Below are 22,973 nucleotides of genomic sequence, written 5' to 3' on the forward strand. Positions count from 1 at the left end.
ACAGGCCTTTCGCTCAACCAACATCCCCGTGATCCGTCACGTTTTGTGCGGCTTTTCCGGTCAGCTTGTCGATCATCGCCTGCAACTCGCACAGCTTGACGGGCTTGGCCAGATACCCGTCCATGCCCGCCGCCAGGCACCGCTCGGCCTCGCCCTCCAGCGCATTGGCCGTGATCGCAATGATCGGGGTGGCCTTGGCGTTCGCCAAGACACTTTCCGCGGCACGGATTTCACGCGTCAGCGCAAAGCCGTCCATTTCTGGCATCTGGCAATCGGTCAGAACGATGTCGCACCCACCCGCGCGCCATTCGCGCAGCGCCGCGCGCCCGTGCGACACGATGTTTGCAACATGACCCAGTTGTTCGATCTGTCGCTGGATGACGATCTGGTTGATCTCGTTATCCTCGGCGACAAGAATGCGCAGGGGTCGGCCGGGGACCACAGCCGCCTCGATCAGCGTGTTGCCCACCACCTTGCCGGGTTGCAATTGGCACAGCTCTCGCAAGGCCGTCCACAGGTCCGTCGGCAACAAGGGCGCCGCCTGCACCGCGACCGCGCCATTGGCCAGCAGACCGGTCGGCGCACCGCGATCCCGGCAAAGCAACAAAGTGCGCGCAGCCGGAAATGCGGCGCAAAAATCATCCAGCATGGCCTTTTGCTCTGCGCGAGAGTCCAGCTTCATATCGATGATGAAAACCGCCCTGCCGGATGCTGCAACGCCCATTGCCCACAACTCGTCGCGGTTTCCAAGCACTTCAAGCTGGCCGCCACAGGCGGCCGCATAGCGATCCCAGACATCGCGCTGCCAGTCGCCGGGGCGATAGACGAAGAAAGTCGCATCCTTGCAATCGGGCAGATCCAGCGCGCCCTGCGGATGTGACATTGGCAAATGGACGGTGAACTCTGTTCCTGCGCCCGGCGTGCTGTGAACACTGACACTGCCGCGCATCTTGGTGACCAGTTGATGCACGATCGACAGTCCCAGACCCGAGCCACCGAACCGGCGCGAAGCTACGTCCTCGGACTGGCGAAACGGTTCAAACAGGTTGATCTGTGTTGCCTCGCTCATGCCGATGCCATTGTCGGTCACAGTGACATGCAACTGATCCGCCCCGTCGCGCTGCACAGACAGGCGCACGTCCCCACCGGGCAGGGTTGGCGGCCGCCGGGAAAACTTGATCGCGTTGCCCAGCAAATTCAGCAAGACCTGCCGCAACCGCCCGGCATCGCATGTGACCTGTTGCGGCAGCGTCAGATCGTAATGCAGGCTGACATACACATTTTGCGAGTCCGCATAGGAGCGCAGCGTATCCACCGCCGCTTCGACGATATGCAGCAGGTCGGCTAGTTCTTCCACAAGATCCAGCTTTCCGGCCTCGATCCGCGACATGTCGAGAATGTCCTCGATGATGCGCAACAGCGAATCCGACGACTCCTGCACCGTATGCAGGATGCGACGCTGATCCGCCGTCAGCTCTGTATTCTCGAGTATCTCGACCATGCTGACCACGCCGTTCATCGGCGTCCGGATCTCGTGGCTCATGGCGGCCAGGAATTCGCTTTTCGCACGATTGGCCTCGTCTGCCACCTCGCGCGAGGCGCGCAGATCGTCGATGTACCGGGTCATGAGAAAGGCAAAGACGCCCATCTCGAAGGTGACCACCAGAAAGGTCGTTCCCACGGCAAACAGCGAGACATAATCGCGCGCGAAATCCGCATCCAGCACTGGCGGGCCAAAGTAGTCGTGGCCCATGACGCGCGTCGCACCCCAGACCACGAAGACGCCAATCACCATCGCCACCAGATAGACGCGCTCGCGATGTATCGAAAAGGTCAGAAACGGCCCGCCCAGCAATGCCACATAGAGCGTCGCCACATGGCCTTCGGGATGCGCGATGAAAACACCTGCCGTCACCCCCAGGATTCCGCAGATGTACCACAGCAATCGCCCGATCAGGTCATGCCCGTTGCGCACCAGCAGCAATGACAGCGCGGTGAACCCCAGAACAAACGCCGCAATCCACAACATCACCCATTGCTGCGTGGCAGCCGCCAGAATGCACCAGGCGACGCACACGGTCATGACCACCCAGGATGTCACCGTTACGGTATGGATAATCCGCGTATGGCCGTCGGACGGCGAGACTGTCGTGCTGCCCAATGCCTAACCTGCCATGCCGTTTGACCCGATGCGATGGCTTTACCCTATATAGGGATGTCAACGCTGGTCAAACCGACGTTGGGTCCACGGCAATCGGGTGGCAATCAGCAGCCGACGCGGTTCGTATCCCCCAGCAGTCGCTCCATCGTGGCAAGTGCGTCATCCACCGTGGCGGCCACGCTGTCCGGCCCGATCAGGTCGACCAGATCAGGCTCGTCCAGCACGATCCTGCCGCTGACGATGATGTAGAGTTTCGGATGCACCACGCGCACAGCATGGATCAGCCGCGCCAGCGCCTCGGCTGTCTCGCGCCCGCCCGAGGACAGGCCAAGGACCAGACAGGCCACCCGGTCGATCTCGGCAAGGATCTGATCGTGGCTTGCCCCGACGAGCAGTCTCACATCCCATCCGTGCTGGCGAAACAGTTCCGCCGCCATTTCGATCCCGACGCCGTGCTGATCGCCGGGCACGCTGGCAAACAGGACGGGTTCGGCCCGGGTGATCCGCGTGGGCGGCAGTTGATCGCGCAACAGCCGCACCAGATCATAGATGCGGCCTACGCCCAGCGTGACCTGGATGAAGGTCAGGTCATCGGTATCCCACATCGCGCCCAGACGTTCCGCCGCCGGTGCCAGGTAGCGCGAATACAACAGGTCCAGCGAATAGCCCTCGGCCTGCAAATCCATCATCATCGCATTCGCCCCCATCGGGGTTTGCGCCACCAGCGCATGGCACAAGGCATCGATATCGGCAGGCTCGGGGTTCGCGCTCTTTGCCGGTTGCCCGGTCTGACCGCGCTTGGCCATGCGGGTCATCACCTCACGCGCCAGATCCTCAAGCGCCCCTTGTGAGAAACGCTCTTGCAAGGCGCTCACGCGCTCTTGAGACTTCCTGAGGAACTCGTCGTCGAAACTGGTCATGGCCCACTTGCATACTTTGGGATACGAAATGAGTAGCCCGGCCAAAAAGCAAATCAAGGCTGCACTGGACGCAAGCCCTACATTCCCCTACCTCTGCCCCAAAGGCCGGAGATGATGATGACCCAGACCAAGCCCCCCCTGACGATCCACCTTGCCGCGCCGCGCGGGTTCTGCGCCGGTGTGGACCGTGCGATCAAGATCGTTGAAATGGCATTGGAAAAATGGGGGGCCCCCGTATTTGTACGGCATGAGATCGTGCACAACAAATACGTCGTCGACGGTCTGCGCGACAAGGGCGCGGTATTCGTCGAAGAGATCGAGGATGCCCCCGCCGACCGCCCGATCATTTTTTCCGCCCATGGCGTGCCGAAATCGGTGCCCCAGGCAGCGCAGGCGCGGCAGATGGTCTTTGTCGATGCGACCTGTCCGCTTGTCTCGAAGGTTCATATCGAGGCCGAGCGCCACGCCGAGGCGGGATTGCAGATCGTGATGATCGGCCATGCGGGCCACCCCGAGACCATCGGCACGATGGGCCAACTGCCGCAGGGCGAGGTTCTGCTGGTCGAGACCCCCGAGGACGTGGCGGGGTTGCAGGTGCGCGATCCGGCCCGGCTGGCCTTTGTCACGCAGACCACCCTGTCGATCGACGACACCGCCGACGTGGTCGCCGCCTTGCAGGCGCGCTTTCCCGCCATCGTCGGCCCGCACAAGGAAGACATCTGCTACGCCACCACGAACCGCCAGCACGCGGTCAAGGAAATCGCGCCGCTCTGCGATGCCCTGCTGGTGGTGGGCGCCCCGAACTCGTCCAATTCCAAACGGCTGGTCGAGGTCGCGGCGCGCGCCGGATGCGCCTATGCGCAACTGGTGCAACGGGCAGACGATATCGACTGGCGCGCGCTGGAGGGTGTCGGAACCCTTGGCATCACCGCCGGTGCCAGCGCCCCCGAGGTTCTGGTGAACGAGGTGATAGATGCCTTCCGCACGCGGTACGACGTCACGGTGAACATCGTCGAAACCGCGCAGGAACGGGTGAATTTCAAGGTCCCCCGCGTACTGCGCGAACAGGCGTGAGCATGGCACATATCCCCCGCTCTGCCCTGTTGCTGGGGCTTGCCGGCCTGATCCCCTTTGTCTGGGGCGCGATCACCGCCGCATTTCCCGACCTCGCGATGTGGAGCGTGCGCACCATCGGGTCCCGCCTGACCGGGCCCTATGTCGGTCTGTTCTACGGGGCCATCATCATGTCCTTCATGTCCGGGGTGCTCTGGGGGTTTGCCGCCCGCGCCACCGGTATGGTGGCCAGCACCGGCTATGCGCTGTCCGTCATCCCCGCGCTCTGGGCCTTTTTCATGACCGGAGGCGGCCCGACCAGCGCAGGCATCAGCCTGATCGCCGGCTTTATCGGCCTGCTTGGTCTGGACTGGCTGTTCTGGAAACAGGGCCTGGCCCCCGATTGGTGGCTGTCACTGCGCGTGATGCTGACCGTTGTGGTGGTCGCCTGCCTCGCCGTGCCGCTGGTATGAGCGGCGATCCCGAAACCCTGCGCGTCTACGATGCCCGCGCCGCCGACTATGCCCGGGTCACGGCCACTCAGGCCCCTGATCCGATCCTGTCAGAGTTCATCGCCGCACTGCCATCCGGCGCGCGCGTTCTGGACCTGGGCTGCGGGCCGGGCACCGACGCGGGCCACATGGCCGCCAGCGGTCTGCAGGTCGAGGCGCTGGATGCCTCTGCCGCGATGGTCGCACAGGCCAACGCCCGCACCGGCGTCCGCGCCCGCCAGGCCGATTTCGACACGTTCGTGGCCGAGGGGCACAGCGCGGCCTATCACGGCGTCTGGGCCAATTTCAGCCTGCTGCACGCCCCGCGCGCAGCCCTGCCCGGGATACTGACGGCCATCCACACCGCCCTGCGCCCGTCGGGACAGGTTCACATCGCGGTCAAGACCGGCCACGGCAGCGCCCGCGACAGCCTTGGCCGCATCTACACCTACTACCAGCCCCAGGACCTGTCTGACCTCTTGCGCGCCACCGGCCTTGTGCCGCAATCGCAGGTCACCGGGCGCGACCCCGGGCTGGATGGTGTCATGGCCGAGTGGATCGCAATCCGCGCGCAACGCGGCTAAACCCTTGCGCCCCCTCCGCCGCCTCCGCTAGATGCGCGCATGACTCAGCTTATCGCCTTTACCGATGGTGCCTGTTCCGGCAATCCCGGCCCCGGAGGCTGGGGCGTCCTGCTGCGCGCCATGCGCGACGAGACAACGCTGAAAGAGCGCGAACTATCGGGTGGCGAAGCCGAAACCACGAACAACCGGATGGAACTGCTGGCCGCGATACACGCGCTGGAAACCCTGTCGAAACCGTCGCAGATCACCATCGTGACCGACAGCGCCTACGTCAAGAATGGCGTCACCGGCTGGATTCACGGCTGGAAAAGGAACGGCTGGAAAACCTCGGCCAAAAAGCCCGTCAAGAACGTCGATCTCTGGCAACGGCTGGACGCGGCGCAGGACCGGCACGACGTGACGTGGAAATGGGTCAAGGGCCACGCCGGCCATCCCGAGAACGAGCGCGCAGATGAGCTGGCCCGCGCAGGCATGGCCCCGTTCAAACCCGGCAAATAGCAATGGGCGTGCTCATCACCCTGCTCGACTACACCTCGGTGCTGATCTTCGCGCTGACCGGCGCGCTGGTCGCCAGCCGCGCGCAGCTCGATATCGTCGGCTTTGCCTTTCTCGCATGCCTGACGGCGGTGGGCGGCGGCACCCTGCGCGACGTGCTGCTGGATCGCAACCCGGTATTCTGGATCGCCGACCCGGGCTATATCGGCGTCGCAGTCAGCGCCGCGATGCTGATGTTCTTTACCGCCCACCTGTTCGAAAGCCGCTACCGCGCCCTGTTGTGGCTGGATGCCTGCGCGTTGGCCGTGGCCGTGACCGCAGGCACCGGGGTGGCCCTGTCGCTGGCCCAGCCCGCCCCGGTGGTGATCATCATGGGCATGATCACCGGCTGCATGGGCGGTCTGATGCGCGATGTCGTTGTGGGCCAGGTCCCGCTGGTCCTGAAACAGGGCGAGCTCTACGTCAGCGCCGCCTTCGCCGGAGCCAGCGCCGCAGTCGTCGCAGACCACCTGACCGAAACAAACGCAATCGCACTGGTGGCATGCGCCGCCATCACGCTGGTCCTGCGCGCCGGATCGCTGCGCTTTGGCTGGCGCCTGCCCGTCTACCGAAGCCGCCCACCCCGCGCCTGACCGCCTCCTGTCCATGTCTTCATCTTGCCAGGTAAACTCTGGGGGAGTTTGAGGGGGCAACGCCCCCTCATCCGGCATCGCGACCGCGATGCGCCCAAAGCGCGGGCGCAAGCCCGCTCGATCGGATTACCGCCGACCTTCGCGCAGCCATGCGCCCACGATCAGCGCCGAGGCCAGCAGCAGCACCAACCAGGCAGGCAGCAGCGGCACCTTGGTCACGTCCAGCGTCTGATAGGCCTCGCGCGGGGTGATGCCGATCCAGCCGCGCCCGGCAGCGGGGCGGCCATCGCGCACGTCGCGGATGCCCGGCACGCCCTCCTGTGCCAAGGCCACCGACCCACCGCGACCGGCATCCAGAACCGGGCGCAGCACCTCGTCCGTGGCGATCGTCTGCACGAACTCGCGCGGGGCTGCCGGGCCAAGGCCGATCACCGCCTCTTCATCACCCTCGCGCAACCGATACAGGCCAATCTCCGGCCCCTGAAAGATCGCCTCGTACTGTCCCGGTCGCACCTCTTGCAACGGCACGGTCACCTCTTCGCCGCTCGGTGTGGTGACCACCGCGTCACCCACGCTGTCGCCAAGAGTGCGGCGGATGATGCGCATGGTCTGGCCCGTGGGTTCGGCCCAGATCGCCTCTTCCTCAAGCTCGGGTTCCTTCATCATCCAGTGCGCCAGCCGCCGCAGCAGTTCCAGTTGCGGCCCGCCGCCTTCGAATCCGCGATCCCACAGCCATGCCTGATCCGAGGCCAGCAGCGCGATCCGCCCCTCGCCCACGCGGTCCAGCACCAGCAGCGGCTTGTCCTCGACCCCCGACATCACCACATGCCCCGCCTTTGGCGTCACCTCGACCTGGCGCATCCAGCGGCCCCAGTCGCCCGGGCCATCAGGGGCCAGCCCTGCGGTGACCGGATGGCGCTGGCCAATGTCCGTGACCGACGGGACATACCCTTCGTCAAACACACGCGCTGTCGGTTCCGCCGGCATCACCTCGGACAGGGGCGAGCGGTAGATTGAGTCCGCCGATGCGAAATCCGGCCCCGCCGCCACCAGCACCGCGCCCCCGTTCTCGACATAGTTGCGCACGTTATCCAGATAGAGCGAGGGCAGTATCCCCCGCCGCTTGTAGCGGTCAAAGATGATCAGGTCGAAATCGTCGATCTTTTCCAGAAACAGCTCGCGCGTGGGAAAGGCGATCAGCGACAGTTCCGACACCGGCACGCCGTCCTGCTTTTCGGGCGGACGCAGAATGGTGAAATGCACCAGATCGACCGAGGAATCCGATTTCAGCAGGTTGCGCCACGTCCGCCCCCCGGCATGCGGCTCGCCCGACACCAGCAGCACCCGCAGGCGGTCCCGCACGCCGTTGATCTGCACCAGCGCGCTGTTGTTGCGGTCGGTCAGTTCGCCCTCGGCCTCGGGCACGGAAAACCGGATCACGTTGCGCCCGCCATGGGGCAGGTCCAGCGGCAGCGTCACCGTGCGCCCGACCCGCAGATCGAAGGTCCGCGGCTCGCCCCCGTCGACCGAGATGTTCAGTTCCGCCGTCGCATTGCCGGGGGGCACGTCGCCCATGTCCTCGATCCGCAGCGACAGCGACACGGGCTCGCCCAGAATGGCAAAGGCCGGGGCGTTCTCGACCACCAGCCGCCGGTCCCAGTCGCCGTCCCGGCCCGTGTGCAGCAGGTGAAACGGGGCGGGCAGATCGCCCGCCAGATCGGCGTCATGCACCCGGCCATCCGACAGGGCGATGATGCCTGCGATGCGGCCACGCGGCTCTTCGGACAGCGCCTCGTTGATGGCGGTCATCAACTGCGTGCCGCTGTCGTCCTCGCCGTCGCCCAGGTCGATCCGGCGCAATTCGGTGTTCGGACGGGCCGCGATCGCCGCCTCGACCTGCGCTGCCGCATCCGCCGTCAGCGCGGCCCGGTCGCCAAGCTGCTGGCTGGACGAGCCATCAACCGCCATCAGCACGATATCGGACAGCGGCGCGCGATCCTCGGCCTGCCAGCTTGGTCCGGCCAGCGCGCCCAGCACCACCATCGCCGCCAGCGCCCGCAGCGCCCAGCCGCTCAGGCCGCGCCAGATCGCCAGCACGACACCGGCCAGCGCCAGCGCGCCCAGAACGGCCAGAACCGCCCAGGGCAACAGAGGGTCGAAGATCACGGTGCCGGTCATTGTCCCAACCTGTCCAGAAGAGCGGGCACATGGACCTGATCGGATTTGTAGTTCCCGGTCAGCACATGCATCACAAGGTTCACCCCGAACCGATAGGCCAGTTCGCGCTGCCGCTCGCCGCTAAAGCCCCGGCCCACGGGGTAGACCGGGTTGCCGCGATCATCCATCGCCCAGGCCGCGGCCCAGTCGTTGCCGCCGATCACCACCGGCGTCACCCCGTCGTTGAGGTTGCGGAACGGCATGCCCTCGATCTGCTCGGCGTCGGGCGGTGCGGCCTCGACCCAGACATCGCGGCTGGCATGACGCCCCGGGAAATCCTGCAGCAGGTAGAACGTGCGCGTCAGCACATGATCGCCCGGCAATTGTTCCAGCGGCGGAATGTCGAGCGGGCGGGCCAGATCCTGCAGCTTGCGCCCGTTGGGGCTGGAAGCACCAAAGCCCGCCACATCCGCATCCCGCGTGTCGAACAGGATCATTCCACCCGCCCGCAGATAGCGGTTCAGCTTGGCATACGCCTCGGCAGACGGGGTGGGCTGATCGGGGGTGATCGGCCAGTAAAGCATGGGGAACAAAGAGATATCGTCGGTTTCCAGATCCACACCCATCGCGCCCGCCGGCTCTACCGAGGTGCGGAAGAACAGGATATCCGACAGGCCGCGCATGCCCGCGTCGGCCATCTCGTCGATCTGCGCATTGCCGGTCAGCACATGAGCCAGCACCAGTTCGCCCGTGGCGGCAAGGGCAAAGCGGTCATCGGTCTGCGCATCGTCCTGCGCACGGGCGTCCATCGGCATCATCAGCGCAAAGGCAAGCATCGCCACGCCTGCGCCCTTGGCCACACCACCGCGCAGGCGGCCGGACAGGGCCAGCGTCGCGATCACATCCGCCGCCAGCAGCACCAGCGCCAGCGCCAGCAGCCAGCCACCAAGCGGCTGTTCGGCGGGCCGGTCCATGCCTTCGACGGGCACGCGGGCGGGCCATGTGGCGGGCACCAGCGCGCGGTCGGCGGTCATGGCGTTGCGCGCGATGCGCCGGTCCTCGCCCTCGTACACGCCGGGGCGCAGATCGGGGCCAAGCGGGGCCGCGATCAGGTCGGCCCCGTCCACGCCGGGCAGGGTCTGGCCTTCGTCGATCCGGCCAAACCCGTCCAGCACCGCGCGCGGCTGCCACATGCTGCCCTCCAGATCGCCCGGTTCGGGCTGCGTGGTGGCCGAGGACACCGCAAGACGTTCCAGCATCTGCACGAACAGGCCCGACAGCGGCAGGGTCGACCATTCGGCATTCGCGGTGACGTGGATCAGCACCACCTGCCCCTGCCCGATCCGCTTGCGCGTGACCAGCGGCGTGCCATCGGTCAGTTGCGCGATCACGCGGTCCGCCAGCGTCGGATCGGGCTGCGCCATCACCTGCGCGCTGATCCGGACCTCGTCGGGGATATCAAGACCAAAGAACGGGCTGCCCTCGGCGAAGGGGGCCAGCGACTTCGGCTCGCCCCAGCTCATCGCGCCACCGACGCTGCGGCCACCGGCGCGCAGGCGCACGGGCATCAGCGGGTCTTCGGAGCTGCGGCTGACATCGCTGGCAGCCAGACGCGGCCCGGCAAAGCGCAGCAAGGTGCCGCCACCATCGACCCAGTCCTGCAAGTCGGCCTGTTCGGCATCCGACAGGGTGGCCACATCGGCCAGCACCACCACGTCCGGGTTGGCAGGCAGCACATCGGTCAGCGCGCCGTCCAGCAGGTCGGCGGTCGGGTCCAGCGCCTGACGCAGATAGTGCAGTGGCTCCAGCAGTTGCAGCCCCTCGCGGTCATCGCGTCCTGCGATCAACGCCACCTCGCGCCGCCGCAGGCTGTCGTCCGACAGCGCCACGGCCCCCGCGCTGCGGATGCCCTCGATCTCGAACCGCGTGATGCGACCGCGCAATTCAGACGGCAGGGACAGATCGTCACTGGCCTCGGCCTCGCCCGGTTCGAACGTCAGCGGCAGACGCGCTAGCACCCGCGCCACGCCCGAAGGGTCAAGCCCATGCGCGGCAACCGTGATGTCGCGCGGGCCGGTCGTCAGCGCCCGGCGCGCGGTCAGGGTCACGATACCGCCCTCAAAGGTGGCAGGGGCCAGCGCCAGCGCGCCGCGCCCACCTTGAATGACACGCACCACCCCCCGCGCCTCAAGCGCGTTCAGCAGCGTATCGCGGCCCGGTTGCTCCAGCCCGTCGGACAGCCAGACCGTATCGAACGAACCTTCGCCCAGGCTCTCGGCAGCCTGTTCCATCATGTCCCCTGTCGGCTCCCACGGCTGCGGGGTCAGGCCTGCAATGCGCGCCTCCCACTGTGCCGGGGCCTGAAACACCGGCGCCTCGGGCGTGGTCAGGCGCAGAACGGCAGCGGTGCGCCCGGCGCGCCCGGCCTCGGCCAGCAGACGCTCCAGCATGTCGGCGCGCGCTGTCCAGTCCTGCGCGCCGGTCCAGCCGCCATCCAGCACGAACATCACGGGACCAGTGCCGCCTGTCTGGCGATCGGGTTCGGGGTTCAGGATCGGCCCGGCCAGCCCGATGATCACACCCGCCACGGCCAGCATGCGCAGCATCAGCAGCCACCACGGCGTGCGGTCGGTCACCGTGTCGTCGTCGGTCAGACCCAGCAGCAGGGCCACACCCGGAAACCGCCGCCGGATCGGCGCCGGCGGGATGGCACGCAGGATCAGCCACAGGACCGGCAGCGCGATCAGCGCCGCCAGCAGCCATGGCGCGGCAAATCCGATGGGGCCCAGCATCATCTCAGCCTCCCCTGATCCATCGCGCGCCAGGCCCACAGCAACGCCGCCTGCGCGCTGTCGCCGGTGTGGTGGCAGTCGTACTGCCAGCCGGTGACACGGCACAGATGCGCCAGTTCATCCTTGCGCTCTGCCAGCCGGTTCAGGTAGCGGTCGCGCAGATCACCGGCCTTGAGCGTTTCGTGACTGACCGTGCCACCGATGCTTTCGAACACGGTGCGCCCGTGAAAGGGAAACGCCTCTTCGCTGGGGTCCAGTACCTGGATCAGCAAGCCGCGCACGCCCCTGTCCGCCGCCTTGGTCAGCGCGGCCTTTACCGGGGCCACATCGCCCATGAAATCGGAAACGAAGGCGGCGCGGGCATGCGGGATCATGCCGCGCGCCTCGGGCTCGCCGTAATCGCTGGCCTCGTCATCCATGAAGATCGTCGCCAGCCGCTCAAGTTGCGCATTGCCGCGCCGGGGCGGCAGGGCGGCACCGGTCAGGCCCACACGCTCGCCGCCGCGGATCAGCATCACCGCCAGCGCCAGCGCCAGCAGCCGGGCGCGATCACCCTTTTCCGGCAGGTTCCTGTCGGATGAAAACCGCATCGAGGCCGAGCGGTCGACCCACAACATCACCGATTGCGCGATCTGCCATTCGCGTTCGCGAACGAATTGTTGGTCGCCGCGACCCGAGCGCCGCCAATCGATCGTGTTTGCCGCGTCGCCAGGCTGCACCGGGCGGTATTGCCAGAAGTCATCACCCAGACCCGCGCGTCGCCGCCCGTGTTCGCCCAGCAGGACGGTCCCGGCCAGTTGCTCGGCCCGCGCCAGCAAGGGCGGCAGGCGGGCCGCCTCGGCCTCGGCACGTGCGCGAAGGGCAAGGGGATTGCTCACGCCGCAGCCTCTTTGCGGGTGATGCCCGCAACGGTCTCGGCGATCAGGCCCGCCATGTCATCGCCGCGCGCCCGGGCGGCAAAGTTCAGCGCCATGCGGTGGATCAGCACCGGGTGGGCCATGTCGGCCACATCGTCCAGCGACGGCGCCAGACGCCCCTGCAACAACGCCCGCGCCCGCACCGTCAGCATCAGCGCCTGCGCCGCACGCGGCCCCGGACCCCAGGCGACGGTCTGCCGCACGCGGTCGGACGCGCTGTCATCATCGGGGCGGAAGGCGCGCACCAGATCAAGGATCGCCTCGACCACGCTGTCGCCCACGGGCATCCGGCGCAGCAGGGTCTGCGCCGCCAGCAGGTCATCGGCGCTGAACACCGCATGCGCCGCCTCGTCCGTCACGCCGGTGGTGGCCAGAAGGATGTCACGCTCGGTCGCGCGGTCGGGGTATTGCACGTCGATCTGCACAAGAAAGCGATCAAGCTGCGCCTCGGGCAGGGGATAGGTCCCTTCCTGTTCAATCGGGTTCTGCGTGGCCAGGACGTGAAACGGTGTGCCAAGCGGGCGATCCTCGCCTGCGACGGTGACGCGCCGTTCCTGCATGGCCTGCAAAAGCGCCGATTGGGTGCGCGGGCTGGCGCGGTTGATCTCATCCGCCATCAGAAGCTGGCAGAACACCGGCCCCGGCACGAATCGAAAGCTGCGCTTGCCATCCTCGTCCGTGTCCAGAACCTCGGAGCCCAGGATATCCGACGGCATCAGGTCGGGCGTGAACTGGATCCGGCTGCCATCAAGACCCATCACGGTGCTCAGCGTTTCCACCAGACGGGTCTTGCCCAGCCCCGGCAGACCGATCAACAGCCCGTGCCCGCCGCACAAAAGCGCGGTCAGGGTCAGGTCGACGACCCGCTCCTGTCCGATGAAACGCTTGGTGATCGAGCCCCGCGCCTGCGCCAGCTTTTCTTCCAGCGCCTCGATACCGGCCACCAGATCGGTGTCATCGGACATGGCAAAGCTCCCTTGTAAAACCTATGTCTGTTGAATGAGTGTATCGCGCACAACCGAAATGGCAAAAGCAATGAGCGGACAAAACATCGTGAAACCCTCGGCAGACAGCATCGTGGCCTCGGCCAAAGCCGCCCAGAAAGGCAAGGGGTTGCCCCCCGTGCACTTGTGGAATCCACCCTTTTGCGGCGATCTGGACATGCGGATCGCGCGGGATGGCACTTGGTTCTACCTTGGCACGCCCATCGGGCGACCCGCGCTGGTGCGGCTGTTTTCCACCATCCTGCTGCGCGAGGGCGATAAATATTTCCTTGTCACCCCTGTTGAAAAAGTAGGCATCACCGTCGAGGACGCGCCCTTTGTCGCGGTGGATTTCTCCGTTGAAGGCAGCGGGCGTGATCAAACGCTGACGTTCACGACCAACGTCGGCGACACGGCGGCGGCAGGCCCCGACCACCCGATCCGCGTCGTGCGTGACCCCGAAAGCGGCGAGCCCGCACCTTACGTGCTGGTGCGCGCCAACCTTGAGGCGCTGATCGACCGCAAGAGTTTCTATCGGCTGGTGGATCTGGGCGAACACCATGACGGCTGGTTCGGGATCTGGTCGGGTGGTCAGTTCTTCGGGATGATCCCGTCGGACGATCTGCCGCAGGGGTGATGCCCCTTGCCCAATGACGGAGGTGCAGGGCATCCTGCTGACAGAACCCTGTCAGCAGGCCTATGCTACAGGCGCCATGTCCCCACAGCAAAGGAGCATGGACATGAGCACACCCACCGTTGTCTGGACCGAGATCCCGGTCACCGATCTTGGTGCCGCAAGCGTCTTTTACGCAAAGGTCTTTGGCTACCAGATGACCCGGCAAGAGGGCGACCCGAACCCGCGCGTCGATTTCGGTTTCGACGGGATCGGCGGTCATCTCTATCCCGGCACGCCCGCGCGCGACTGTGGCCCCACCATCCACCTGTGCGTCCCCGACACGGTCGAGGCCACCGCCACGCGCTGTGCCGACGCGGGTGGCACCGTGCTGGGGCCGGTGATCGACATTCCGCCGGGACGGTTTCAGTATGCCACCGACCCCGATGGCAATTCGCTGGGACTTTTCCAGCCCCGGGCCACCTGATGCGCCGGGCCGACCGTCTGTTCCGGATCGTGCAGCATCTGCGCGGCGGTCGGCTGATCACGGCGCGCGGGTTGGCCGACCGGCTGGAGGTCAGCCCGCGCACCATCTACCGCGACGTGGCCGACCTGATCGGATCGGGCGTGCCGATCGAGGGCGAGGCAGGCGTGGGTTACGTCATGCGCGCAGGCTATGATCTGCCGCCGCTGATGTTCACCGAGGCGGAAATGGCCGCACTGGTGGCAGGCGCGCGCATGGTGCAGGCCTGGGGCGGCGCGCAGATGGCCGCCGCCGCCGAAGAGGCGCTGGTCAAGATCACCACCGTCCTGCCCGCCGATGCCCCCATGCAGGCCGATGCGGTGCAGGTTCACGCGCTGCAGATAGGCGAGATGACACCGGAGCTGCGCGCCCGGATCGATCTGGTGGATGCCGCGATCAAGGCCCGCACCGGGCTGGCCATCACCTATCAGGACGAGGCGGGCAACCCCAGCACCCGCGGCCTGCGCCCGCTGGGTCTGTGGTTCTGGGGCAAGGTCTGGACCATGGTGGCATGGTGCGAATTGCGCCATGATTTCCGCATGTTCCGGCTGGACCGGATCACATCTGTCACCTGCACCGGCCCGTTTCGGGATCGCCCCGGCCAGACCCTGCGCGATTTCTACCGGAGCGAGGCCGGGTGCCGGTAGCGCCCTGACGCCTCGTGCCGCAGGTGCGGATCGCGATCAGCCACGGTCCTTGGCGCGGATGTTGCGCACCAGTCCCTCCTGCGCGACATTGGCGACCATCCGCCCGTCGCGGGTGAAGATGCGCCCGCGGTTGAACCCCCGCGCACCACCGGCCCAGGGGCTGTCCATCACATAGAGCAACCAGTCATCAACGCGGAAATCGTCATGCAGCCAAAGCGCGTGATCCAGGCTGGCAAACTGCATGTCGGCATCGGCAAAGGCCTTGCCATGCGGCATCATCGACGTGCCAAGCAGCCCGAAATCCGAAATGAAGGCCAGCGCCGCGCGGTGCACCTTTGGATCGTCACCCAAGGCCCCCTTGGTGCGGAACCACATGTGCTGCAAGGCGGGGCGCGGGGTGCGGTCGAACGGCGGGCGCGGAAACTCGGCGCGCATTTCCACCGGGCGGGGAATCGCCAGCCATTTCAAAAACAGCTCTGGCAGCTCGTCGCGCATGGTTTCCGCCAGCTCGTGTTCGGTCGGCAGATCCTCGGGCGGGGTGACATCTGGCATCTGGTCGTGATGCGCCAGCCCCGGTTCCTGCACGTGAAACGACGCAGCTAGGTTCAGGATGGGTGCACCGTGCTGGATCGCCACGACACGGCGGGTATTGAAACTGCCGCCGTCGCGGTCACGCTCGATCTGGTACAGCACCGGCTGCGTGGCGTCACCCGGACGCATGAAATAGCCATGCAGCGAATGCACCGGCCGGTCATCCGGCACGGTCATCGTTGCCGCACTCAGCGCCTGCGCGATCACCTGCCCGCCAAAACTGCGCCCGCGCCCCTGCGGCGTGGCGATCCCGCGATAGAAGTTTTCCTCGATCCGTTCGACGGTCAGAACATCAACAAAAGCGCGGGTCAGCGTCTCGTCATCGATCGGTTGGTGTGCTTCGGCCATCGGGCCCTCCGTTTCTTTGGCTGCCAAATGGGCGGAAAACCGGCAGGAACGCAAGCCCCAGCCAGCAGACGGATGGCAGGTGCACACCATCACCAGATCTGACGCAAGATAACAAACCCGTTACGCGACCTTAATGTTTTCAATCGGTTGGAGCGAAGACACCCGCGCAGAACCGCGGCGGCCATGATCCAGAGCGACAGAACGCGGCGTAAGGATCGCGAAGGTGCGGACCTTCACACAACTCTTGAGCATAACGGGAGATTTTCATGACCACCATAGCAGGCATCGCCACGGGCGATGCGAACTTCAGCATCCTTGTCGCCGCAATCGGCTTTATCGACAGCCAGAAAGGCACTGATTACCTGGACACGGTCAGCGACCCTGCGCAGGATCTGACCGTGTTTGCCCCCACCAATGCCGCCTTCGGTCAACTGGCCACGGACCTGGGCTTTGCAGGCGATGCCACTGATACCGGCGCCGTCACCACCTTCCTGACCGGGCTGGGCGCGGATCTTCTGGAAACCGTGGTCACCTATCACATCGCCGCGGGCACCCTGCTGGCTGCCGACATCGCCGGGGCCGGGCAGGTCACGACGCTGCAAGGCGGGGTGATCGGCGCGGGCGGATTGCCCACGCTGACCGATCTGGAACCCGACCTGATCAATCCTTCCCTGACGACGACCGACGTCTTGGCCAACAATGGTGTCGTGCATGTGATCGACCGGGTACTGCTGCCTTTGGATTTGCCCGACAATGACGCGCCCACCATCACCGGCCTCGTTCTGGCAACCAGCGGATCCAGCGGCTTTGACTCCGATGGCAGCGATTTCGACATGCTGCGCGAGGCACTGGTGGCTGCCGGGCTGACCGGAACCCTGGACGATACCGATGCCGACCTGACCGTGTTCGCGCCCACCGACGATGCCTTTGTCAACCTGGCGCACACCCTTGGCTATGCCGGTACCGACGAGGCAGGTGCCTTTGACCATATCGTGGCGGCGCTGCGCCTGATCAGCGGCGGGGGCGACCCGTTGCCCTTGTTGACCGAGGTGCTGACCTATCATGTCGTCGGCGAAAGCCTGCAGGCCAGCCAGGTTCTGACGCAAAGCGGCATAACGACCCTTCAGGGTGGAACGCTGAGCGTTGATGCCGGGGCGCTGACCCTTGGCGATGCCGACCCTGACGTCGCGGACCCTGCTCTGGTGACGACCGACCTTCAGGCGGCGAACGGGGTGGTCCATGTCATCGACGGGGTCTTGCTGCCGGTTGATCTGCTGCCCTCGGACGGTTCGAACGACGTGGACCTGGTGATCGGTAACGACACGATCGACGTCATCTTTACCGGGGCCGATGCAGACCTGATCGACGGCAGGGGCGGGCATGACCTGATAAACGCCGCAGGCGGAAACGATTTCGTTCTGGGTGGCGATGGCAATGACACCATTCTGGGCGGGCGCGGCGACGACAGCCTGTACGGCGAAGCCGGGCGCGACGTGCTCAGCGGCTGGGCCGGGGACGACCTGCTGAGCGGCGGCGAGGGCAGCGACCGGCTGAATGGTGGATCGGGCAACGACACGCTGTATGGCGATGGCGGTGACGACTACCTTCTGGGCGGCCTCGGTGATGACATGCTGTATGGCGGGGCGGGGGACGACGATCTTGTGGGCGGTGCGGGGGACGACACGATTGTCGGTGGCACCGGCGACGACACGATGTTCGGCGGCGGTGGCGTGGATACGTTTGTGTTCCATCAGGGCGACGGCGATGACATGGTGCTGTACTTCCGTCCGGACGAGGACCTGCTGGACCTGCGCGATCACGGCATTGCCGATTTCTCGGCATTACAGATGTCGATGCAGAGCACACCCGGAATCACCGTGATCACGCTGGGAAGCGACACGATCACACTGCTCGGAACGGAAATGTCTCAACTGGACGCGGCGGATTTCCTGCTGTGATATCGCCACGGCCCTGCCCCGCATACGGGGCGGGGCCATCAGGTGGCACTGGCCGCCATACATTGCCGCCCGTCCGGGCCGCGCACCCACAGCGTGCCGTCATTGCGCCAACAGATCGTGGCGCATTCGTCATGCATCAGGGGCGCGGTGGCGCGAAAGGCAAAGCTCTGCACGCTGCCCAACTGCCGCTCGGCCACCAGCATCAGCAACTGTGCCAGCAGCGGGCCATGGGTGACCAGACCCTGATAGCCCTCGACCCCGGTGGCATAGTCCAGATCATAATGGATGCGATGGCCATTGAAGGTCAGCGCGGAATAGCGAAACAGCCGCGTGGTGCCGAAATCCCAGGTTTCCGAGATGTCCTCGTCCGTCTGCGCAATCGGTGCAACAGGTGCCGGGGCATCCGGCGCAGGGTCATGGCGATAGACCAGATCCTGCCATTCGGTCACACGGATCACCCCGTCCTGCGCAATCTCGTGCCGTAGGGTGACAAAGGCCAGCGGGCCAGTGCGGCCTTCCTTGTGCGCGGTGCTTTCGACGACAGACCGCTTCTCGGCCATCGCACCGGCGCGCAGGGGCCCGTGAAACTCCAGCCGCCCACCGGCCCACATCCGGCGCGGCAGGCCCATGTCGGGGATCAGCCCGATACCTGTTCGGGGATGCCCGTCGCGCCCCAGCTGCGTGGGCGGCTCGGGCTGCCAGAAGTAGATCTGGTGAAAGAACGGCGGCAGCGGGTCACCTGCATCGATCGTCGCCTGCATCCCCAGCGTGGCCTGCAGGGCACGGGCGCGGGCCGGGTCCATCACATCGGTCTGACTTTCGGTCACTTGCATCCCCTCTGTCACACGCGCCACGTCAGGACGGCGCGATCTTCTGCTTGGACAACTGTACCATAAGGATGCCGACGGCGATCACGACAACGCCCACCACATCCAGCGTGCCCAGTTTCTCTCCCAGAAGGGCAGCCGCTATGGCGACACCGAAAAACGGATTCAGGAAATGAAATGTCGCCGCCTTGACCGCGCCGATCATGCCCACCAGCGTGAACCAGACCCAGGTGGCCGCCAGCCCGGGCACGACAGTGGTATAGGCGAATGCCACGCCCAACTGCCATGTCCAGTTGACCACGATGGTTTCGGTCAGCGCCGAGGCCACGGCCAGACAGCCCGCGCCGACGAACATCTGCAGCCCCACGATCATCATCACGTTGCCCCCCGACGACGCGCCGCGCACCGACAGGGTTGCCACGGTCAGCGCCGCCGCCCCCAGCAGGCACAGGATCAGCCCGGTGCGGTCCACCCCGGCCTCCAGCCGCGCCCCCATGATCAGCGCCACGCCGATCACGCCCAGCACAAGCCCGGCCACGCCCATCCACGGCAACTTGTCGCGAAACAGCACCCAGCCCGCAAAGGCCACCATCAGCGGCATGGTCGAGGCGATGATCGACGCCAGCGAGGCCTCGACCGTCTGCATGGCAACAAAGTTCAGACCCAGATACAGCGCGTTCTGACAGACACCAAAGATGATCGTTGCCCGCCATTGCCCACGGGTCAGGCGCAGCGTCTGGCCCAGGGCCAGCGCGATTCCGACGCCCAGCACACCCGACAAGGCGAACCGCAGCGCCAAGGACGCCAGCGGCGGGGCGTCCGCGACGATCACCCGGGCCGATGTAAAGGCGCTGGACCACATGAGGGCAAAGGCCAGCCCCAGTAATATCGCCCGGATGTTCATACCTGCCCCCGTGTTCACGCGCCTGTCTTAGACACAAGCGCGCGGCGGGATGCAATCAGGTGTCAGCGAAACCGCGCGCGGGCGTTTTCGATGGCATCCGACAGGTTGGTCCAGGCCGCATCCATCCCGGCCTTCAGGTCCTTCCATGCGGCATCGCCGGAATGCCGGGTCTCTTCCATCCGCTTTTCCAGCGCGTCACGCTTGCCGCGCAGGTCCTGCAATGTCTCGCGATAAGCGATCTCGCCATCGGCCGAGGCCTCGCGCGCCCTGGCCTCAAGCTTGTCGATTTCGGCGTTCCATTGTTCGATCTGCGCCTTTGCCTTGCGGATATATGCATCGCGGTCAGACATCTGTGATCCTCCTAAGTTTTTAAATATTTCAATATCTTGACGCTCCAATCCTCCAGCGCGTCGCCCCACAATGGTAGTAATCGAAACCGCATTGTTTAAGTAAGATCGACTGACATACAGGAGAAAAAAATGTCCGTGACCAAGAAACTGACCCTCCCGGTGGTCGAACAGGCCCGACAGAACGACGAGTTCCGACAGGTCATCTGGACCGGCAAGCAGACCCAACTGGTGCTGATGGCGATCCCCGAGGGCGGGGAAATCGGTGGCGAAGTCCACGAAGGTCACGACCAGCTGCTGTATTTCGTGGCCGGCACGGGCCGCGCCGTGATTGGTGAAACATCCTATGACGTGGCCGAAGGCGACGTCAGCATCGTGCCCTCGGGCAGCTTTCACAACTTCAAGAACACAGGGGCCGGGATGCTGAGGCTGTTCACGACCTACAGCCCACCCGAGCATGAACCGGGCACCGCGCATGAAACCAAGGCGCAGGCCGACGCCGAGTGACCGGCAGGTCACAAAAGCAAAAGGGCCGCCCGTTGCCGGGGCGGCCCTTTGTGTTCGTAACGGAATGAAATCAGCCGTTCACGCTGTCTTTCAGCGCCTTGGCGATGGTCATCTTCACCACCTTGTCGGCGTCTTTCTTGATCGTTTCGCCGGTGGCGGGGTTGCGCACCATACGCTCGGGGCGTTCACGGCAATAGATCTTGCCGACGCCCGGCAGGGTCACGGCACCACCGCCCGACACTTCGCGGGTGATGATGGCAACAACGGCGTCCAGTGCGGCACCTGCGGTTTTCTTGTCACTGTCCATTTCGTCGGCCAGGGCGGCCACAAGCTGGGTCTTGGTCATCGGTTTCGCCATATTAGGTCTCCTTATGCTGCCCGAGGTCTTGGGCCTGTCCCACGATATTTAACGTCATCTAGCGGTTAAACACAACGATTAGTGGTCGTTTGCAAGCGAAAAACAACGGGTTTTGCGCGATTTCCCAACGTCAGAGAAAGGCGGTTTCGTCAAAGCTGCGCAGCTTCCGGCTGTGGATACGCTCCCGCGGCATGTCGCGCAAGCGCTCCATCGCACGGATACCGATCGCCAGATGCCGGGCCACCTGCGTCTTGTAAAAGTCCGAAGCCATGCCCGGCAACTTCAACTCGCCGTGCAGCGGTTTGTCGCTGACGCACAAAAGCGTCCCATAGGGCACCCGGAACCGAAAGCCGTTGGCGGCGATCGTGGCGCTTTCCATATCCAGCGCGATGGCGCGCGATTGCGACAACCGCTGCACCGGGCCGTGGGTGTCGCGCAACTCCCAGTTGCGGTTGTCCACGCTGGCCACGGTGCCGGTGCGCATGATGCGTTTCAGGTCGTATCCCTCCAGCGCGGTTTCCTGCGCCACCGCGTCCTGCAACGCGATCTGGATCTCGGCCAGCGCGGGTATCGGCACCCAGACCGGCAGATCATCGTCCAGCACCTTGTCTTCGCGCAGATAGGCGTGGGCCAGCACGAAATCGCCCAGCGACTGCGAATTGCGCAGCCCCGCGCAGTGCCCCACCATGATCCAGGCATGCGGGCGCAGCACGGCGATGTGATCGGTCGCGGTTTTCGCGTTCGACGGCCCCACCCCGATATTGACCAGCGTTATCCCCTCGTTATCGGCACGTTTCAGATGATAGGTCGGCATCTGCGGCATCTTGACGGGCGGGGTCAGCGGCTGTTCGGGATCGGTGATCGTGGCGTTGCCCGTGGCCACGAAGGCGGTATAGCCGCTGTCCGGGTCGGCCAGCGCGGCGCGGGCGAACGCCTCGAATTCATCGACATAGAACTGGTAGTTGGTGAACAGCACGTAATTCTGGAAATGCACGGGATCGGTGGCCGTGTAGTGCGACAGTCGCGCCAGACTGTAATCCACACGCTGCGCGGTGAACGGGGCCAGCGGGCCGGCCCCATCCGGCGCGGGCTGCGCCATGCCGTTGACGATATCATCGTTTGTCGTGCTCAGATCCGGCACGTCGAACAGATCGCGCAGGGTGAAATCCGCCGCACCTTCCTGCGGCACGGTCAGGTCGGGGCGGCTGGCCACGGCGAAGTGGACCGGCATCGGCGTGTCCGACACGCCGATCTGCACCGCCTGCCCGTGGTTTTTCACCAGCAGTCCGATCTGCTGCTCCAGATAATTCCGGAACAGGTCAGGCCGGGTGATCGTGGTGGCATGGGTGCCGGGGTTCGAGACGTGGCCAAAGCTCAATCGGCTGTCGATCTGCGCATAGGAATGGGTCGTCAGCCGGATTTCGGGATAATAGGCACGGATGCGGTGCTGCGGCGGTGCGCCTTCGATGGCGCGGGTGAAGGTATCGCACAGAAACCCGGTCGCCTGATCGTACAGCTGGATCAGCCGTGCCACCGCGGCCTTTGGGTCGGTGAACTGCTGCGAATCCGGGGTGTCTGGTGTCTCGTACTTCATGGGTCATGTCCTGTGCGCGTTTGCAGCACTGGAACAGGTCGAACCGGCAAGATCAACTTTGATGACAGCCGTTGACGCCATGGCGCGCAGGCGGAAAGCTGCGGCTCAACGGTTCGACGAGGGCAAACATGGATCTTGAGACGGTCAGCCCCGAGGATTTCGGGGCCAGTCTGCGCGGTGTGGGTCTGAACCTGCTGGTGCGTGACGTGCCTGCGCAGGTGGATTTCCTGTGCGATGTGTTCGGCATGACCGCCCATCGCGCCAACGCCGATTTCGCCATCCTGCGCTATGGCGCGCAGATCGTGCAGATCCACGCCGATGGCACCTATCACAGCCACCCGTTGCTGGGCCTGCTGCCGGAAACGCCGCCGCGCGGGGCCGGGGTGGAAATTCGCCTGTTCGACACTGATCCCGATGCCGCCGCCACTCGCGCCACGGCGCGCGGCGCGGTGGTGCTGCAAGCGCCGACAGACAAACCCCACGGCCTGCGCGAAACCTGTATCCTGTGCGACAACGGCTATGCCTGGGTCGCCAGCCTGCCCAAATCCGACACCCCGAAAGGAGCCTGAAC

At 65.4% G+C, this 22,973-nt stretch carries 23 protein-coding genes; 11 read left to right on the forward strand and 12 right to left on the reverse strand.

Going from position 1 to position 22,973, the window contains the following annotated elements; all coding sequences use genetic code 11:
* Nucleotides 1-13: 13 nt before the first annotated feature.
* Nucleotides 14-2,083 carry an ATP-binding protein gene (locus ACFTOW_RS18285; RefSeq protein ID WP_379918419.1) on the reverse strand — a complete coding sequence of 690 codons (2,070 nt, stop codon included), beginning with the start codon at nucleotides 2,081-2,083 and terminating at the stop codon, nucleotides 14-16.
* Between the two features lie 182 nt (nucleotides 2,084-2,265).
* Nucleotides 2,266-3,081 (reverse strand): cobalamin B12-binding domain-containing protein, encoded by an 816-nt coding sequence (locus ACFTOW_RS18290; protein WP_379918421.1) that lies wholly within the window; start codon nucleotides 3,079-3,081, stop codon nucleotides 2,266-2,268.
* A 117-nt stretch (nucleotides 3,082-3,198) separates the two neighbouring features.
* Here ACFTOW_RS18290 and ispH point away from each other — a divergent pair, with 117 nt between their 5' ends.
* Genes ispH through ACFTOW_RS18315 form a run of 5 tightly spaced genes read left to right on the forward strand, consistent with a single transcriptional unit; the run spans nucleotide 3,199 to nucleotide 6,336 of the window.
* On the forward strand, nucleotides 3,199-4,155 hold the full coding sequence (ispH, locus tag ACFTOW_RS18295) for a 4-hydroxy-3-methylbut-2-enyl diphosphate reductase (protein ID WP_379918423.1): 957 nt from the start codon (nucleotides 3,199-3,201) through the stop codon (nucleotides 4,153-4,155).
* Nucleotides 4,156-4,157: 2 nt separating this feature from the next.
* On the forward strand, nucleotides 4,158-4,607 hold the full coding sequence (locus ACFTOW_RS18300) for a DUF3429 domain-containing protein (RefSeq protein WP_379918425.1): 450 nt from the start codon (nucleotides 4,158-4,160) through the stop codon (nucleotides 4,605-4,607).
* Nucleotides 4,604-5,209, forward strand: a complete 606-nt coding sequence (locus ACFTOW_RS18305) for a class I SAM-dependent DNA methyltransferase (RefSeq protein WP_379918427.1) — start codon at nucleotides 4,604-4,606, stop codon at nucleotides 5,207-5,209. The genes ACFTOW_RS18300 and ACFTOW_RS18305 overlap by 4 nt, the downstream gene beginning before the upstream one ends.
* A 39-nt stretch (nucleotides 5,210-5,248) precedes the next feature.
* Nucleotides 5,249-5,707: a ribonuclease HI gene (rnhA, locus tag ACFTOW_RS18310; RefSeq protein ID WP_379918429.1), complete on the forward strand. Its 459-nt coding sequence runs from the start codon at nucleotides 5,249-5,251 to the stop codon at nucleotides 5,705-5,707.
* A gap of 2 nt (nucleotides 5,708-5,709) precedes the next feature.
* Entirely contained in the window at nucleotides 5,710-6,336 is a 627-nt protein-coding gene (locus ACFTOW_RS18315; RefSeq protein WP_379918432.1) for a trimeric intracellular cation channel family protein, read from the forward strand.
* Nucleotides 6,337-6,462: 126 nt separating this feature from the next.
* Here ACFTOW_RS18315 and ACFTOW_RS18320 read toward each other — a convergent pair whose 3' ends face one another.
* Genes ACFTOW_RS18320 through ACFTOW_RS18335 form a run of 4 tightly spaced genes read right to left on the reverse strand, consistent with a single transcriptional unit; the run spans nucleotide 6,463 to nucleotide 13,167 of the window.
* Entirely contained in the window at nucleotides 6,463-8,514 is a 2,052-nt protein-coding gene (locus tag ACFTOW_RS18320; RefSeq protein WP_379918434.1) for a glutamine amidotransferase, read from the reverse strand.
* A complete protein-coding gene (locus ACFTOW_RS18325) occupies nucleotides 8,511-11,288 on the reverse strand; it encodes a DUF4159 domain-containing protein (RefSeq protein WP_379918436.1) in 2,778 nt (925 codons plus the stop codon). The genes ACFTOW_RS18320 and ACFTOW_RS18325 overlap by 4 nt, the downstream gene beginning before the upstream one ends.
* The gene (locus ACFTOW_RS18330; RefSeq protein WP_379918438.1) at nucleotides 11,285-12,163 is read right to left on the reverse strand and encodes a DUF58 domain-containing protein; all 879 of its coding nucleotides are present in this window, start codon (nucleotides 12,161-12,163) and stop codon (nucleotides 11,285-11,287) included. Before ACFTOW_RS18330 ends, ACFTOW_RS18325 begins: the two co-directional genes overlap by 4 nt.
* On the reverse strand, nucleotides 12,160-13,167 hold the full coding sequence (locus ACFTOW_RS18335; RefSeq protein WP_379918440.1) for an AAA family ATPase: 1,008 nt from the start codon (nucleotides 13,165-13,167) through the stop codon (nucleotides 12,160-12,162). Before ACFTOW_RS18335 ends, ACFTOW_RS18330 begins: the two co-directional genes overlap by 4 nt.
* Before the next feature lie 70 nt (nucleotides 13,168-13,237).
* On the opposite strand from ACFTOW_RS18335, the gene ACFTOW_RS18340 reads away from it, so the two are divergent.
* From ACFTOW_RS18340 to ACFTOW_RS18350, 3 genes are all read left to right on the forward strand, one after another.
* Entirely contained in the window at nucleotides 13,238-13,822 is a 585-nt protein-coding gene (locus tag ACFTOW_RS18340; RefSeq protein ID WP_379918442.1) for a DUF1285 domain-containing protein, read from the forward strand.
* Between the two features lie 103 nt (nucleotides 13,823-13,925).
* A complete protein-coding gene (locus tag ACFTOW_RS18345) occupies nucleotides 13,926-14,285 on the forward strand; it encodes a VOC family protein (protein WP_379918445.1) in 360 nt (119 codons plus the stop codon).
* The gene (locus ACFTOW_RS18350; RefSeq protein WP_379918447.1) at nucleotides 14,285-14,968 is read left to right on the forward strand and encodes a helix-turn-helix transcriptional regulator; all 684 of its coding nucleotides are present in this window, start codon (nucleotides 14,285-14,287) and stop codon (nucleotides 14,966-14,968) included. Before ACFTOW_RS18345 ends, ACFTOW_RS18350 begins: the two co-directional genes overlap by 1 nt.
* A 36-nt stretch (nucleotides 14,969-15,004) precedes the next feature.
* Here ACFTOW_RS18350 and ACFTOW_RS18355 read toward each other — a convergent pair whose 3' ends face one another.
* Nucleotides 15,005-15,907: an acyl-CoA thioesterase gene (locus ACFTOW_RS18355; RefSeq protein ID WP_379918449.1), complete on the reverse strand. Its 903-nt coding sequence runs from the start codon at nucleotides 15,905-15,907 to the stop codon at nucleotides 15,005-15,007.
* A gap of 266 nt (nucleotides 15,908-16,173) precedes the next feature.
* On the opposite strand from ACFTOW_RS18355, the gene ACFTOW_RS18360 reads away from it, so the two are divergent.
* On the forward strand, nucleotides 16,174-17,865 hold the full coding sequence (locus tag ACFTOW_RS18360) for a fasciclin domain-containing protein (protein WP_379918451.1): 1,692 nt from the start codon (nucleotides 16,174-16,176) through the stop codon (nucleotides 17,863-17,865).
* 38 nt (nucleotides 17,866-17,903) lie between these two features.
* On the opposite strand, the gene ACFTOW_RS18365 is transcribed toward ACFTOW_RS18360, so the two are convergent.
* The 3 genes from ACFTOW_RS18365 to ACFTOW_RS18375 form a co-directional block, all read right to left on the reverse strand.
* Nucleotides 17,904-18,698, reverse strand: coding sequence for an HTD2 family dehydratase (locus tag ACFTOW_RS18365; protein WP_379918453.1), 795 nt, complete (start codon nucleotides 18,696-18,698; stop codon nucleotides 17,904-17,906).
* Nucleotides 18,699-18,720: 22 nt separating this feature from the next.
* Nucleotides 18,721-19,596, reverse strand: a complete 876-nt coding sequence (locus ACFTOW_RS18370; protein WP_379918455.1) for a DMT family transporter — start codon at nucleotides 19,594-19,596, stop codon at nucleotides 18,721-18,723.
* 62 nt (nucleotides 19,597-19,658) lie between these two features.
* On the reverse strand, nucleotides 19,659-19,946 hold the full coding sequence (locus ACFTOW_RS18375; protein ID WP_379918457.1) for a sll1863 family stress response protein: 288 nt from the start codon (nucleotides 19,944-19,946) through the stop codon (nucleotides 19,659-19,661).
* A 129-nt stretch (nucleotides 19,947-20,075) separates the two neighbouring features.
* Here ACFTOW_RS18375 and ACFTOW_RS18380 point away from each other — a divergent pair, with 129 nt between their 5' ends.
* Nucleotides 20,076-20,450: a cupin domain-containing protein gene (locus ACFTOW_RS18380; protein WP_379918459.1), complete on the forward strand. Its 375-nt coding sequence runs from the start codon at nucleotides 20,076-20,078 to the stop codon at nucleotides 20,448-20,450.
* A gap of 70 nt (nucleotides 20,451-20,520) precedes the next feature.
* Here the strand turns inward: ACFTOW_RS18380 and ACFTOW_RS18385 are convergent, their stop codons facing one another.
* Together ACFTOW_RS18385 and ACFTOW_RS18390 are read right to left on the reverse strand one after the other, a co-directional pair.
* On the reverse strand, nucleotides 20,521-20,808 hold the full coding sequence (locus tag ACFTOW_RS18385; protein WP_024810838.1) for an HU family DNA-binding protein: 288 nt from the start codon (nucleotides 20,806-20,808) through the stop codon (nucleotides 20,521-20,523).
* Nucleotides 20,809-20,938: 130 nt separating this feature from the next.
* Nucleotides 20,939-22,402: an AMP nucleosidase gene (locus ACFTOW_RS18390; RefSeq protein ID WP_379918462.1), complete on the reverse strand. Its 1,464-nt coding sequence runs from the start codon at nucleotides 22,400-22,402 to the stop codon at nucleotides 20,939-20,941.
* 128 nt (nucleotides 22,403-22,530) lie between these two features.
* Here ACFTOW_RS18390 and ACFTOW_RS18395 point away from each other — a divergent pair, with 128 nt between their 5' ends.
* Complete coding sequence (locus ACFTOW_RS18395) at nucleotides 22,531-22,971, forward strand: VOC family protein (RefSeq protein WP_379918464.1); 441 nt, start codon at nucleotides 22,531-22,533, stop codon at nucleotides 22,969-22,971.
* Nucleotides 22,972-22,973: the final 2 nt, after the last annotated feature.

Source organism: Lacimonas salitolerans, assembly GCF_042677865.1.
Lineage (GTDB): Bacteria > Pseudomonadota > Alphaproteobacteria > Rhodobacterales > Rhodobacteraceae > Lutimaribacter > Lutimaribacter salitolerans.

Coding starts and splice junctions, on each gene's coding strand:
- ACFTOW_RS18285 (WP_379918419.1), bottom strand. CDS start 2,083: ATGACCGTGTGCGTCGCCTGGTGCATTCTGGCGGCTGCCACGCAGCAA.
- ACFTOW_RS18290 (WP_379918421.1), bottom strand. CDS start 3,081: ATGACCAGTTTCGACGACGAGTTCCTCAGGAAGTCTCAAGAGCGCGTG.
- ispH (WP_379918423.1), top strand. CDS start 3,199: ATGACCCAGACCAAGCCCCCCCTGACGATCCACCTTGCCGCGCCGCGC.
- ACFTOW_RS18300 (WP_379918425.1), top strand. CDS start 4,158: ATGGCACATATCCCCCGCTCTGCCCTGTTGCTGGGGCTTGCCGGCCTG.
- ACFTOW_RS18305 (WP_379918427.1), top strand. CDS start 4,604: ATGAGCGGCGATCCCGAAACCCTGCGCGTCTACGATGCCCGCGCCGCC.
- rnhA (WP_379918429.1), top strand. CDS start 5,249: ATGACTCAGCTTATCGCCTTTACCGATGGTGCCTGTTCCGGCAATCCC.
- ACFTOW_RS18315 (WP_379918432.1), top strand. CDS start 5,710: ATGGGCGTGCTCATCACCCTGCTCGACTACACCTCGGTGCTGATCTTC.
- ACFTOW_RS18320 (WP_379918434.1), bottom strand. CDS start 8,514: ATGACCGGCACCGTGATCTTCGACCCTCTGTTGCCCTGGGCGGTTCTG.
- ACFTOW_RS18325 (WP_379918436.1), bottom strand. CDS start 11,288: ATGATGCTGGGCCCCATCGGATTTGCCGCGCCATGGCTGCTGGCGGCG.
- ACFTOW_RS18335 (WP_379918440.1), bottom strand. CDS start 13,167: ATGTCCGATGACACCGATCTGGTGGCCGGTATCGAGGCGCTGGAAGAA.
- ACFTOW_RS18340 (WP_379918442.1), top strand. CDS start 13,238: ATGAGCGGACAAAACATCGTGAAACCCTCGGCAGACAGCATCGTGGCC.
- ACFTOW_RS18345 (WP_379918445.1), top strand. CDS start 13,926: ATGAGCACACCCACCGTTGTCTGGACCGAGATCCCGGTCACCGATCTT.
- ACFTOW_RS18350 (WP_379918447.1), top strand. CDS start 14,285: ATGCGCCGGGCCGACCGTCTGTTCCGGATCGTGCAGCATCTGCGCGGC.
- ACFTOW_RS18355 (WP_379918449.1), bottom strand. CDS start 15,907: ATGGCCGAAGCACACCAACCGATCGATGACGAGACGCTGACCCGCGCT.
- ACFTOW_RS18360 (WP_379918451.1), top strand. CDS start 16,174: ATGACCACCATAGCAGGCATCGCCACGGGCGATGCGAACTTCAGCATC.
- ACFTOW_RS18365 (WP_379918453.1), bottom strand. CDS start 18,698: ATGCAAGTGACCGAAAGTCAGACCGATGTGATGGACCCGGCCCGCGCC.
- ACFTOW_RS18370 (WP_379918455.1), bottom strand. CDS start 19,596: ATGAACATCCGGGCGATATTACTGGGGCTGGCCTTTGCCCTCATGTGG.
- ACFTOW_RS18375 (WP_379918457.1), bottom strand. CDS start 19,946: ATGTCTGACCGCGATGCATATATCCGCAAGGCAAAGGCGCAGATCGAA.
- ACFTOW_RS18380 (WP_379918459.1), top strand. CDS start 20,076: ATGTCCGTGACCAAGAAACTGACCCTCCCGGTGGTCGAACAGGCCCGA.
- ACFTOW_RS18385 (WP_024810838.1), bottom strand. CDS start 20,808: ATGGCGAAACCGATGACCAAGACCCAGCTTGTGGCCGCCCTGGCCGAC.
- ACFTOW_RS18390 (WP_379918462.1), bottom strand. CDS start 22,402: ATGAAGTACGAGACACCAGACACCCCGGATTCGCAGCAGTTCACCGAC.
- ACFTOW_RS18395 (WP_379918464.1), top strand. CDS start 22,531: ATGGATCTTGAGACGGTCAGCCCCGAGGATTTCGGGGCCAGTCTGCGC.